Genomic DNA, 12,698 nt, shown 5'->3' on the forward strand with positions numbered 1-12,698 from the left:
CTGAACCGTTACGGCAAAGCGAATTCTTTGGCTGTCTTTAAGCTAAATTTCAATGTGTTGCAAGAATCGCTCTGGTGAGTGGCAAGGAATACGACTGTCCAGCCGCGGTGTGTGGTGAGCGGCAAACCGTGAGGCGAATACATTACGACCCGGCAACTTAGCCGGTTAGGGTATTGCCACGCTTGTCGCAAAGACCGCGGCTTGATATCTAATTTTGTGCAGAGCAAATGTAAATAAATTGTTTCTCTCCGCTCGCAAGCGCTTCTAATAATGCAGACATGTTCCTGACAATGAGCCTGCGACATGTCTTATCGAATCAGTATTCTGGATAAAAGCCCTCTGGCAGACGGTGAAACAGCGTCTCAGGCCCTGGCGCGCACATTAACGTTGGCGCAACAGGCGGAGGCGTGGGGGTATCACCGTTTATGGATAGCCGAGCATCACAATACTCAGCAACTGGCGAGCCCGTCCCCGGAAGTGGTGATTGGCTGGCTGCTGGGGCAAACCCGGCGCATTCGTATTGGGTCGGGTGGCGTGATGCTCCAGCATTACAGCCCTTACAAAGTGGCCGAAAATTTCAATCTGCTGGCGTCGCTTGCGCCGGGTCGTGTTGATTTAGGCGTCGGTAAAGCACCGGGCGGTTTGCCGCTCTCCACTCGCGCTTTGCAGCAAGGCGTGAATGCGCAGGAGAAGGGCACCTTTGCCGATCAGCTCACGCAGCTGGACCACTGGCTGGCACAAACGCGCACCGACAACCCGGACACTGTGTTGCCAACGCCAATCCCGCCTCAGCGCCCGGAAGGTTTCTTGCTCGGGGCAAGTCTCGAAAGTGCCGAACTCGCCGCGCAACTGGACTGGAACTTCGTGTTCGCGGCACACCTTAACGGTGATAAGAACCTGCTGCGCGAAGTCACCCAACGCTGGCGTTCAATCAGCCGCCGCGACGTGCTGGTTGCGGTACAGGTGATTGTGGCCGAAGACGCAGCGCAGGCGGCAAAACTGGCTTCAGGCGTTGAAGTCTGGGGCGTGCGACTGGAAAACGGTCAGCGTGTTTCGGTTGCCAGTCAGCAGCAGGCAGAAGCCTTTGCACATCAGGCGGGCAGCCCGGCGGTGGAGATTGTGCGCCGTGAATCCTCACTGATTGCCGGTACCGCGTTGCAGGTTCGCGCTCAACTTGATGCATTGCATCAATCTTACGGGGTAAATGAATTTGTCATCGACACGCCGGTGGCGGAAGGAAATGCCCGACTGGCGTCACTTCGCCTGCTGGCACAAGCGTTGAACCGTGCGGAGGTGCTGTCATGAGCTTCGATCATCAACTGATCCAGTGGCGGCGAGAACTGCACCAGTTTCCCGAGCTTTCCTTGCAGGAAGTCGCTACCACGGCACGCATTCGCGACTGGCTGCAAACGGCAGGATTGTCATTGTTACCCTACGCGTTGAAAACCGGCGTGGTGACGGAGATTGGGCAAGGTGAAAAGCTGATTGCCCTGCGAGCCGATATCGACGCGCTGCCGATAGAAGAAACCGCTGAGGTGGCTTTTCGTTCGCAAAATGCCGGTGTGATGCACGCCTGCGGGCACGACATTCACACCAGCGTGATGCTGGGCGCAGCGCTGCTGCTCAAGCAAAGGGAAGCAGAGCTCAACGGACGAGTACGCATCCTGTTCCAGCCTGCGGAAGAGAGCTTTGGCGGGGCCAAAACGCTGATCCGCGCCGGAGCGCTGGAAGGCGTGTCGGCTATCTTCGGCATGCATAACGAACCTGGGCTGCCAGTGGGCGCCTTTGCCACTCGCGGCGGCGCGTTCTACGCCAATGTGGATCGCTTCGTCGTGCGAGTGCACGGAAAGGGTGCCCACGCAGCCCGCCCTCATGAAGGAAAAGACGCGATTTTACTGGCGAGCCAGCTGGTCAACGCGTTGCAAAGCGTCGCCAGCCGCGATGTGAATACCCTGGATTCTGTGGTGTTGAGCGTCACCCGCATTCAGGGCGGCAATACCTGGAACGTGCTTCCGGAACACGTCGAGCTGGAAGGCACGCTGCGTACGCATCGCACTGAAGTGCAGCAGCAGGTCAAAGCGCGGGTGAGCGAACTGGCGGCGGGATTTGCCAGCGCCTTTAACGCACAGATTGATGTTATCTGGTACGCCGGGCCGACCGCGTTGGTTAATACGCCTCACTGGGCCGATTTCGCAACGGACGTCGCCGCAGAAAATGGCTATCGCACAAGCCATGCCGATTTGCATATGGGCGGGGAAGATTTCGCGGTGTATCTGCAGCAGATCCCCGGTGCGTTTGTGAGTATCGGCAGCGCCAGTGAATTTGGCTTACACCATCCGGCCTTTAATCCGGATGAAGCGCTGATTGGCCCGGCGGCTCGTTATTTTGCGGCGCTGGCGGAAAAAGCCTTACACACCATTTGATCGCACACGAACAGATTATTACCGACAGGGTAAGGGGTAGTTATGTCTACAGAACGGCAATTGCGCCTGGGCACCATATTGCAGGGTGCGTCCGGAAATATGTCAGCCTGGCGTCATCCTGTGGCGCAGGCCGATGCCAGTATTAATAGTGAATAACCAGCACGTTGAATCCGGCCCTCCGTATCGTACACAAGGCGTTTCCAGGGGCCAGTAATAATGTGTTCAGGTGCATCATTGAGAAGACGTTTTTTCGAGCCGTTCAGTTCGGTCAGATAATGGATGGCGGCCAACGTATGTTCACCGGCTGGCGCAGCGCGAAAATGCAGGTTACGCAGTACCGCCGGAAGAAAACGTTTCACTCGACCATACTGCTCCACCATTTCTTCCTGGAAATTGCTGTTATGAGGCCGGGCCAGCTCGTGAACCTTGCTGACGGATTCTGCCAGTCTGCTTTTTGATACGCTGCTAAATATGGCCTGCCTCAATTCAGCATCATCAGCCTGCTCATCCAGTAACAATGAACATGCCTGAGCCAGTAACAGCGCTGCCCGGTCAAGATCTTTCAGCGTCCTGAGCCGTTTTTTCTGCCCTATTTTCTTCGCATCACGGGTTATGTCCAGTATCAGCATATCGAGCACATCAACGGCTTCATCCAGCGCTGTTGTTTCATGCGCTTTCACAAATGCGGTGAGGACGGCCAGCTTTCTCTGCTGTGGCATGCGCGCGATGTATTTTACCGACGCCATACCCGCATAGCGGGCCAGATTGCGCAGTTGTATGGCAGGCATCCCAGTAAAATTCAGACGGGAAAACTCAAGGCTTCGTAGCCGGGTATATCGCTCCAGCGCTTCAATAAACGCCGGACCACTGACAGTGACCGGTCCCTTTTTCAGTTGTTCCAGTGGCGAAATCCGCAGCCCTTCTGGAATGTCCAGCAACTCTGTCACGCGGGCGGTCTGCCAACTGTCCGGCAGTGCGGCTAACTTTTTCCAGAGCCGCTGATTTGCCCGTTCGCGAATTTCACTGACGAGACGTACAAGTGTGGTTGCTCCGGGCAGCAGTACCTTATTCTGAAGCAGCCACGCGGTGGCAAAATCAAACATCAGACCGGGGCGCTCATTGCTGAGCCATGCGCGGGTGTACAGCAGGCGCTTCAGGCGGAAAGACCACGGGAAATCGCCAAATTCATGATAGCCGTAATATTCCTTAATTAACGCAGTATGCTCTCTGAGGGTGGTGTCTCGTTCTGCATAGCGGGAGAGGACTTCCGGACGGCGTATATTAAGCTGTACGGCGACAAAATGCTGAACACCCGGCAGAACCTGGGTTAAATCCGTCAGAAAGGTCCCCAAAAAACGGGCTGTGGTAAGCTGAAGTGCTATTCCCAGCCGGTTATGTTTTCCTCGCCGCTGATTAATGAAAGCAAGATCCCGTTCGTCAAGATGAAAATAGCGCGCCAGCTGCACATCATTGGGCTCTGCAACGTAACAACCGTAATTATGTTCCTGCTCAGTGGTCAGAAAATCGACGGGCATACAAGCCTCCCTGCCTGACGGTCATTTGTTAACATTTTATTAACCGTCCGAAATATTATAAATTATCAGACATGTGAAAACAGTGTCGTTTTTGTGTCTATTAAATCGTTTTTTTGTTATAACAGACACAAGTTGTCCGATATTTGATTTAGGATACATTTTTATGCGACTTTTTGGTTACGCACGGGTATCAACCAGTCAGCAGTCGCTCGATATTCAAATCCGGGCGCTCAAAGATGCGGGCGTGAAAGCAAACCGTATCTTCACCGATAAGGCATCCGGCAGTTCAGTCGATCGCCCTGGGCTTGATCTGCTGCGCATGAAGGTGGAGGAAGGGGATGCCATTCTGGTGAAGAAGCTCGACCGTCTTGGCCGGGATACCGCCGATATGATCCAGCTGATAAAGGAATTCGATGCCCAGGGAGTTGCCATTCGTTTCATTGACGATGGGATCAGCACCGATGGAGATATGGGCAAAATGGTGGTCACTATACTGTCTGCTGTCGCTCAGGCTGAGCGAAGTAGAATTTTGGAACGGACCAATGAAGGTCGGCAGGAAGCGAAGCTGAAAGGTATCCGGTTTGGACGCAGGCGCACTATCGACAGAAACAGCGTGCTGGCGCTTCATCACGGCGGAACGGGGGCCACGGCGATAGCCCGGCAGCTCGGCATTGCCCGTTCCACGGTGTATAAAATTCTTGAGGACAGGAAGTCAGCTTAGAGCATCAGGAAGTCACCATTAAATTTTGGTTAAGTAATGCCATCTGGTTACTATAGGTAATTAACCACAGCAAACAGAAGGATTTGAGCGCATGACCGCCACGGCAGACAATACCACCGTGACCTGTCTCAGTCACAAAATGAAGTACAAAGAGGTCCCCTGCGGTAAGCAACTGAAGCACTGGCTGGAGCTGCAGTTTGTGGACGAGGACAACCACCCGGTATCCGGGATGAAGGTACAACTGGAATACCATCCGCTGGCCTCGGCGGCGGAACTGGCGCTGTGGGCCAGGGGCGGTCACACGCAGTTTGATCCCACGCCGCCACCGAATCCGCCCGCCGGTATTACCGACAGTCAGGGACTGGTAAGGTTCGATGACCTGTACTGGATAGCGGTAAACGTGAAAACTGATGGGCAGCAGCTGGCTGACATCATGGAACAGCGTCCACTGGGCATCCGGCGTAACCCGAACAGCCAGCCGGTGAGCGGAAACGCCTTTCGCCGGGAAACGCGGGACAAAAACTGGCGCACGGATGTGCAGGAGAAGGCGGAGGCCGCCGGGTACCGGCATCACTATGTGACCATAGGGGAGCTGTGCGACCGGTTGCCGGAGATGCCGGGCTGGGATACGCCTGAGCCTCCGGTGTTCCATTTTCCGCCGGGAAAGACGCTGAAAGGGACGGAAATCAGTCGGGATGCGCTGGAGCAGCGCCACGTTATCGAAATCTGCCCATTCCGGGCGTGGGTGCTGCCCCTGCACGACACGAAGGACTATGACCTGGCGAATGCGCTAAACCTCGGCATCATGGCCGATCTGGTGTATGCCGCCGAGGCGAATAATCCGACCATCGATTATTTTTTCCGGCAGAAGTGTCAGGATCTGTCCTGCCTCCCGCAACTTGCGGAATACCCTAATTATTTTCACACACTGGCGGTGGATGTGCCGTTCCGCGACCGCTACCTGCCACCTGCCTACATGAACACCGGGGAGGGGGACACGGGAGAAGGTGATACCCGCCTGTTTACGGTGGAATCTGCCTCGCACGTGCTGGTCGCCTGGTGTGGTACCGACAGTCTGCTGAATGTCCTGACTGATTTGTCCTTTGCTCCGAAGCAGTGTCTGCCGGAGCTGGCCGGAGCGGGAAGCGTTCACGGCGGTTTTCTGGAAGCCTATCAGCTGGCAAAGAGGAAGTTTGGGGATAAGTTGGATGCAGTTAATAAATCTCTGGAAGAAAGTGGCGGCGCGAAAAAACTATTTGTCTGCGGCCACAGTCTGGGCGGGGCGCTGGCACTGCTTTATTCTGCCGAAATGAAAGCCTTTAACCCCGTACTGCACACCTATGGGATGCCCCGGGCCTTCACCCGCGCGGCGATCGCGTCTCTGGGTAGCATCACACACTACCGGCATGTCAACGACAATGACACGATCACACAGATCCCGCCGAATGCCGATCTCGATAATGAGTTTTACAGAACGTGGGGGCCTCTGGGTGACAAGCTGGGATTTGACTGGTCACTGACCACGGCTGCCGGACTCAGCGTGGCCGTGAGAGACCTAACGTACCAGTCAACAGGGCTTTCGGAGAAAAAAGACCCATATTGGCATCACGGTAACACGGTGATTTTTTTCCGGGCGCAGCAGTGCGCGATGCGGGCCGCCAGTCCGTACCAGAAAAGCCTGGTCGACGGGCAGGCCTACTCAAAACATTTTGTGGCCACCAAGCTGTATGTGGTGCCGTCCCTGAATGAAGAGTGCCTGAAATCCACCGGTGAACATCAGGCCTCATTTATCCAGTGCCTGAACCCGGCCAGCCTGGCAAAGACCTTTCCGCAGAATACTAACCCGGCCCTGAACGGTATCGGAACCGATCCCCGCAGTCACTCGATGGCACACCGTTACCTGCCCTATATTCACAATCAGGTGCTGGAACTGGCCGATCCGGTCCGCGATATGAACCGGAAAGAGATGCGAGTCATGTTCCGGGAAGAGGTTGAGAAAGGCGCAGCCTACAGCAATCCGGATGAGGTTGAACGTAACCGCGAGTTTCTGGCGCTGCAGGATATGCTGCCAGTGGCGCTGAGGCGAACACAGGCGGAAGAAACAGGAAAAAATGCCCTGCTGCGTTTTGCGGCCGTAACGGAGGAAGAAGTTGAACTCTCTCAGTAAAACCGCCTTCGTTGCATGCGCAGCGACGCTGCTTTTCGGGTGTGATAACCGTCCTGATAAGACACTTTCTCCCCCGGAGGGGGCAAAGTGGGTGGACGTCACTTTCCGGGTCCCTGAGGGGATCTCGCTGCAGCCCGCTGAGCTGCTGTACCGTTCAGCGCAGTGCAAATCTGTCCGCTATAACTCAAGTAATGAACCGCATGATATACCGGGCTATAACGATGTTGGGCGGCCATTCGGTGTGCCTGATGGCAATAATGTCCGGCGTCTGCGAGTTGCCGTGGACGGCGGCGGCCCGTGCCAGTGGCAGTTGAACTCGCTGATGGTGAGCTTCAGGATCGCGGACGATATTCCTTTGGTGAAGGGGAAAGAGGTTATCGATACCAGTTATATCTTCGATTTCGGGGATTACGGCCTCAGTGACGGTTACGGGGCTGGACGGGCTAGAGCATTCAGCGGGGAGAGACTGGAAATTAAGACAGACTTTTTCCCTATGACATATATTAGTCACATGCTTAACAAGACTACGCTGAAACTTTTTGGTGGGGATACGGATTCCGAAAAGTGGAGTCGACGTTATCAACTCAAAAATACGGCATTTATAGCAATAGATCCGATGTTTCATGCCCAAAAAAGCGTGTCAATTGAGGCTGATAAAAAACGAGGGGTCGGGATGGTTATAACCTATCCGGGAGGAGATGAAGAGCATGTTCGGAAGGTTAACCCCGATTATCAAAGATTATTGTTGTTGAAATAAATAATCAGCTGAAAGGATCTCCTTGAGATCCTTTTTGGGCTCGTAGTCTTTTGTAATCGCATTACCAAAATCCCTTAACGTGAGTTTTCGTTCCACTGAGCATCAGACCCCTAAAAGAATTCGATGCTCATGGAGTGGCTGTCCGATTTATTGATGACGGGATCAGCACCGACGGGGAAATGGGCAAAATGGTGGTGACTATCCTGTCTGCCGTTGCACAAGCTGAACGCAGGAGAATATTGGATCGTACAAATGAAGGCAGACTGGAAGCAAAGCTGAAAGGTATCAAATTTGGCCGCAAAAGATCTGTAGACAGGCTTAATGTGCTGTCGTTTCATCAGGCAGGAACTGGAGCAACGGAAATAGCTCGTCAGCTCAATATTGCTCGCTCCACAGTATATAAAATACTGGAAGATGAGAAGGTTGAATAGCATTCGCTAATCTATAAAATTATTGAAAGGATACATCATGGATACAGGTAAACAACTGAGACTGAATATTTTAGTTAAAAGTGCCGAAGATAATATTATTAATTACTTTAATAAACACCATTGGGATTGTGAAGTTACTGGCTCTTATCCACATGGGGAATATGTAATTATTAAAGTGAGTAAAGGACGTGTTAATTACAGTTTGGCCTTGCTTTACTCATGTGCAACTGACAATTCCGTTTATAAAAACTTGGATGCGCTAGTCGACCTAATCGTCTTAAATGGAGATTTTTACCATCTTGAGTCTTATGCGTATGGGATATCAACAGATGTTATTGAACTTAAATCACTACAAACTTATATCATCAAATGGAATACGTCAGCCTCTGATGGTAAGTTATCACTTGGCGGTCAAGATATTCCTTCGTTTAAACCTAAAGAATTTACAAATCATATCCAGTCTGAGCAACCGATAAATCAAATCTGGAGCCGAATTAAACAATTCAGAACTATGGGATTAGCCGAAAAATTAATACAACAGCGTTGTAATCATTTTGGGACTCAGCTTGAATATGACGTTATCAAAGCCAAAGCATTAGGTCTGGCATTTTGCATACAAAATGCTTGTGATTACTTTGAGGCAGCCAGCAAACAAAAATTAAATCAGAGAGTTGTAAGTCTTTACTACGGTGCGATAGCGCTAGCATCTGCGGAAATGTTAGCGTCTCCTAAGGGGCCTACGTCTTTGCAAGAAGTTGAAGATATGACAAAATTTGGGCATGGGTTGTTCACATTTGATTCAGTTAGTGACAATCCTTTTGAAGGGTTTGTCGTTGGTGTCCTATCAAACGGTTTTTTTTGTAAATGGATGGATTTTCTTGGTTGCGATGTTACCTTATACCCTAGTAAAAAACCGCGTAAAGAAACAGATATAGATTTATCAAATGAGCATGTAATAACGTTAATTGAATTATTTTCGCACATACCTGAGCTCGAAGAGCTTCTTAGAATGGTATCAGACACATCTATTAATTGGCTTACATTTCGTTATGATTCAGATGCAAATGGATCGTTTCGTTTTAACACTGAAAGGAAGCGAGATTCTTACGTTTCAATTAATGATATATCCTGCTCAAAAACCATTGATGATATTGCAAAGTTAGACCTCCCTATTGAACAAATAGAATATATACAATCAGAACATCCTGGGTTACATTTTAAAGCTTTAGTTAGGCATCCTAATGATGAGTTCTGGCACGGAGTTATAAAACAACATCATAGCCCATTCACTGAGTCTAGCTATATCATACCAATATTCGGTGGGGTTTCTGAGTATAGATGCATTACAACCGTTATTTTATATGCATTGTCAATATTAGTTCGGTATCGTCCGAGTATATGGCGGGAAGTTGCATCTGGAAAATATGAGGATTATCTAGCTCTCACAGATGAATTTTTATCTGTATTTGAAAGATTAGCCCCGGAAAAATTTCTTGAGGCTTTATTGGATTCAAAGGTTAGGGTAGTTCAGTCAGGATCTATGTTTGCTCACATATAAAATCATTTAGCAATAAGAAAGCTGGCCGACGGTCGCCTGGATAAATGGGTTATCGTCGTCAGATCCTTCTCCACTATGTATGCAAGGCTGTCGTGTTTCGGAATAAGAATAGCAAGCTTCTTGCTAAAGTCTTTTAATGTCGGTTTTCGTTTTGCTGCACATCATAAATAATTTTATTTTATAACAATGGGTTATGCTCTTAACGTACGTTTTCGTTCCATTGGCCCTCAGACCCCGCGATCAGCAATATTACGGTGACCAAAGAGCGCAAAGAGAAGTTCGATTTCGCTACCTACCGAAAAGATTCACTGGGCTTTTATGTCAAAGCTGATAGCCCGATTAAAAAGTTAGAAACCGCAGAGGATATTGCCGGGCTGAAGATAATCGTCGGCTCTGGTACCAATCAGGAAGCGATCCTGCTCGCGTGGAATGCGGAAAACCTCAAAAAAGGCCTGAAGCCTTTCACGCCGGTCTACACCAAAGATGATGCGGCGCAGACGCTTGCGCTGCAATCCGGACGCGCCGATGCCTGGTTTGGCCCGAATGTGATTGGCGCGTGGAAAGCTGCTCTGAACGGGAAAACGAAACTCGTCGGCAGCGTCGATGGCGGCTGGCCGAAAGCGGCGCACATTGCCGTGACGCTGAAAAAAGGCAGCGGGCTGGCTGAACCGGTGCAAACCGCGCTCAATGGCGTCATTAAAAATGGCGATTACGACAAAGTGCTGAATCGCTGGGGCGAAGGCGTGGAACGTATTCCGCAGTCCGAACTCAATCCTGCCGGGCTTGGCGATTAAAGGGGTTAAATGAACGAACGTTTCCGTGATGTTTCCCCGGAAGACGCTGAGCTACAGCCGATTCTGAGCGGATTGTTTGCTGAATATGCCGCCCGCTATGGCGACTATTTTTCCCGCGATGCGGAGGTTGAGCTGACGGAATGGTATTTGCCACCGCAGGGGCTGTTCATTGTTCTTGAGCGCGACGGAGTGATTATCGCCACGGGGGCTTACAAACCGTATGACGAGCAGACTGCGGAAATCAAACGCATCTGGACCGACAAAACCCTGCGTCAGCAGGGCCTCGCCGGGCGAGTGGTGGCAGAACTGGAACGGCGCGCGCTGCTCGCCGGGTACAGCAACATGTACCTCACCACCGGTTTTCGTCAGCCGGAAGCCGTTCGCCTGTATCTGAGCCAGGGCTATCAACCGCAGTTTGATTTAACGCGCGACCCGGAAGAGTACAGCCGCCCGCCGTTCGATGGTCGGCTGCGATTCAGCAAAACGCTGGCGGTGACAGCGCTGAACAAAAGTGCCTGAGGAGTGACGATGAAAACGCAAGAAAGCATCAAGGTGGTTCCCGCACGTTACCCGCTGCGAATTGTTGGCGCGGGCATCGCGTTGCTCATTCTGGCAATCGTGGTGCAGTCGGTTGCCTTTAACCCGCGCTGGGAATGGGGTGTGTTTGCCCGCTGGTTCTTTGACCCGGTTATCCTCGAAGGATTAGGGCAAACGCTGTTGTTAACCCTGTTGGGCACGGTGCTCAGCGTGATTTTTGGCGGCGTTCTGGCGCTCTCACGGTTGTCTGCTTCCTGGCTGTTACGCAGCCTGGCATGGGCCTACATCTGGCTGTTCCGCTCGCTGCCGCTGATTGTGGTGCTGATTGTGCTCTACAACTTCTCTTACCTGTACGACACGCTCTCTATCGGTATTCCGTTCACTGGCGTGGAATGGGCGAGCTACCAGACCATCAACGTGCTCGGGCAATTTTCCACCGCAGTGGTAGGGCTGACGCTGGTACAAAGCGCCTACACCGCAGAAATTATTCGCGGTGGTTTCCTCGGCGTTGATCACGGGCAGTATGAAGCCGCGGCCGCGCTGGGATTACCCGCGTGGCGTCGCACGTTACGTATCATTCTGCCACAGGCATTGCGCACCATTTTGCCGTCCGGCTTTAACGAAATCATCAGCCTGGCGAAGGGCACCGCGATGGTGTACGTGCTGGCAATGCCGGAGCTGTTCTACACCATCCAGATGATTTACAACCGCACTCAGGAAGTGATCCCGCTGTTGATGGTGGGCGCAGTCTGGTATCTGGTGATCACCAGTTTCCTCTCCGCGATTCAATACCTGGTTGAACGAGCGCTGGCACGCAGTGAGCGACGTTCTGCTATTAACAGCAATCGCACCCGCACCTTCACGTCAACGGCAACCACAACCACCGCAACACAGGAGCCCGTTCATGCACACCTCTCCTGAAGGCCACATTTCGATAACCGGCGTCAGCAAATATTTTGGTCGCCACAAGGCACTGGATAACGTTTCTCTGGAAATTCCACCGGGTACCGTCACGGTGATTTTAGGCCCGTCCGGGTCCGGAAAATCGACGTTGCTGCGCGCGATTAATCACCTTGAACGCGTCGATGAAGGGTTTATTCAGATTGATGGCGACTACATCGGCTATCGCCGTCAGGGCGACAAGCTGTATGAACTGAAAGAGAAGGACATCCTGCGCCAGCGCGTCAACGTGGGATACGTGTTTCAGAACTTCAATTTGTTCCCGCACCTGACGGTGCTTGAGAACCTGATTGAGGCCCCGATTGCGCACCGTCAGTTCAGCCGCAAACAGGCCATTGACCGCGCTTATCAGTTGCTGGATGTGGTGGGGTTGCGTAATAAGGCCGATTCATGGTCGCGTCATTTGTCTGGCGGCCAGCAACAGCGAATCGCCATCGCCCGTGCGTTAGCGTTAAGCCCGCGGGTGATGCTGTTTGATGAGCCCACCTCGGCGCTAGATCCTGAGTTAGTGGGTGAAGTGCTGGATGTTATCAAGGCGCTGGCGCGTTCAGGCACCACGCTGGTTGTCGTCACGCATGAGATTGGTTTTGCACGCGAAGTGGCCGACCAGGTGGTGTTTATGGTGGACGGCAAAATTGTGGAGCAGGGCGACAGCGACGAAGTGCTCAATCACCCGCAGCATCCTCGCACACGCCAGTTTTTATCGAAGGTATTGTCATGACGAAATGGACGTGGCTCAGCCTGTTACTGTGTGCCAGTACGGCCTTTGGGCAAGGGAACATTGATTTGAAAGCCAACGAACCAACGTGATAACT

The 12,698-nt window shown here is 52.1% G+C and carries 9 protein-coding genes and 4 pseudogenes; 12 read left to right on the forward strand and 1 reads right to left on the reverse strand.

The window, feature by feature from the left end; all coding sequences use genetic code 11:
- Positions 1 to 303 precede the first annotated feature (303 nt).
- The 3 genes and pseudogenes from ACLW56_RS17785 to ACLW56_RS17795 all read left to right on the forward strand — a co-directional run.
- The gene (locus ACLW56_RS17785) at positions 304 to 1,305 is read left to right on the forward strand and encodes an LLM class flavin-dependent oxidoreductase (RefSeq protein WP_330985069.1); all 1,002 of its coding nucleotides are present in this window, start codon (positions 304 to 306) and stop codon (positions 1,303 to 1,305) included.
- Positions 1,302 to 2,423, forward strand: a complete 1,122-nt coding sequence (locus ACLW56_RS17790) for an amidohydrolase (protein ID WP_330985070.1) — start codon at positions 1,302 to 1,304, stop codon at positions 2,421 to 2,423. The genes ACLW56_RS17785 and ACLW56_RS17790 overlap by 4 nt, the downstream gene beginning before the upstream one ends.
- A gap of 42 nt (positions 2,424 to 2,465) precedes the next feature.
- A pseudogene (locus tag ACLW56_RS17795) lies at positions 2,466 to 2,570 on the forward strand (hypothetical protein); the annotation flags it as partial.
- Here ACLW56_RS17795 and ACLW56_RS17800 read toward each other — a convergent pair.
- A pseudogene (locus tag ACLW56_RS17800) lies at positions 2,561 to 3,958 on the reverse strand (DUF4158 domain-containing protein); the annotation flags it as partial. The pseudogenes ACLW56_RS17795 and ACLW56_RS17800 overlap by 10 nt on opposite strands.
- Positions 3,959 to 4,121: 163 nt before the next feature.
- Here ACLW56_RS17800 and ACLW56_RS17805 point away from each other — a divergent pair.
- The 9 genes and pseudogenes from ACLW56_RS17805 (at position 4,122) to ACLW56_RS17845 (ending at position 12,604) form a co-directional block, all read left to right on the forward strand.
- Positions 4,122 to 4,679 carry a recombinase family protein gene (locus ACLW56_RS17805; protein ID WP_330985071.1) on the forward strand — a complete coding sequence of 186 codons (558 nt, stop codon included), beginning with the start codon at positions 4,122 to 4,124 and terminating at the stop codon, positions 4,677 to 4,679.
- A 91-nt stretch (positions 4,680 to 4,770) separates the two neighbouring features.
- Positions 4,771 to 6,846, forward strand: coding sequence for a lipase family protein (locus tag ACLW56_RS17810; RefSeq protein ID WP_330985072.1), 2,076 nt, complete (start codon positions 4,771 to 4,773; stop codon positions 6,844 to 6,846).
- Positions 6,830 to 7,603 carry a hypothetical protein gene (locus tag ACLW56_RS17815; protein WP_330985073.1) on the forward strand — a complete coding sequence of 258 codons (774 nt, stop codon included), beginning with the start codon at positions 6,830 to 6,832 and terminating at the stop codon, positions 7,601 to 7,603. The genes ACLW56_RS17810 and ACLW56_RS17815 overlap by 17 nt, the downstream gene beginning before the upstream one ends.
- A gap of 101 nt (positions 7,604 to 7,704) precedes the next feature.
- Positions 7,705 to 8,034, forward strand: a pseudogene (locus ACLW56_RS17820) (recombinase family protein); the annotation flags it as partial.
- Between the two features lie 37 nt (positions 8,035 to 8,071).
- A complete protein-coding gene (locus ACLW56_RS17825; protein ID WP_330985074.1) occupies positions 8,072 to 9,592 on the forward strand; it encodes a YaaC family protein in 1,521 nt (506 codons plus the stop codon).
- A gap of 230 nt (positions 9,593 to 9,822) precedes the next feature.
- A pseudogene (locus ACLW56_RS17830) lies at positions 9,823 to 10,386 on the forward strand (transporter substrate-binding domain-containing protein); the annotation flags it as partial.
- Between the two features lie 9 nt (positions 10,387 to 10,395).
- Positions 10,396 to 10,905: a GNAT family N-acetyltransferase gene (locus tag ACLW56_RS17835; protein ID WP_330985075.1), complete on the forward strand. Its 510-nt coding sequence runs from the start codon at positions 10,396 to 10,398 to the stop codon at positions 10,903 to 10,905.
- Between the two features lie 9 nt (positions 10,906 to 10,914).
- Positions 10,915 to 11,844: an amino acid ABC transporter permease gene (locus tag ACLW56_RS17840; protein ID WP_330985076.1), complete on the forward strand. Its 930-nt coding sequence runs from the start codon at positions 10,915 to 10,917 to the stop codon at positions 11,842 to 11,844.
- The gene (locus tag ACLW56_RS17845) at positions 11,828 to 12,604 is read left to right on the forward strand and encodes an amino acid ABC transporter ATP-binding protein (protein ID WP_330985077.1); all 777 of its coding nucleotides are present in this window, start codon (positions 11,828 to 11,830) and stop codon (positions 12,602 to 12,604) included. Before ACLW56_RS17840 ends, ACLW56_RS17845 begins: the two co-directional genes overlap by 17 nt.
- Positions 12,605 to 12,698: the final 94 nt, after the last annotated feature.

This window comes from Pantoea sp. sgz302252 (assembly GCF_047713085.1).
GTDB lineage: Bacteria > Pseudomonadota > Gammaproteobacteria > Enterobacterales > Enterobacteriaceae > Scandinavium.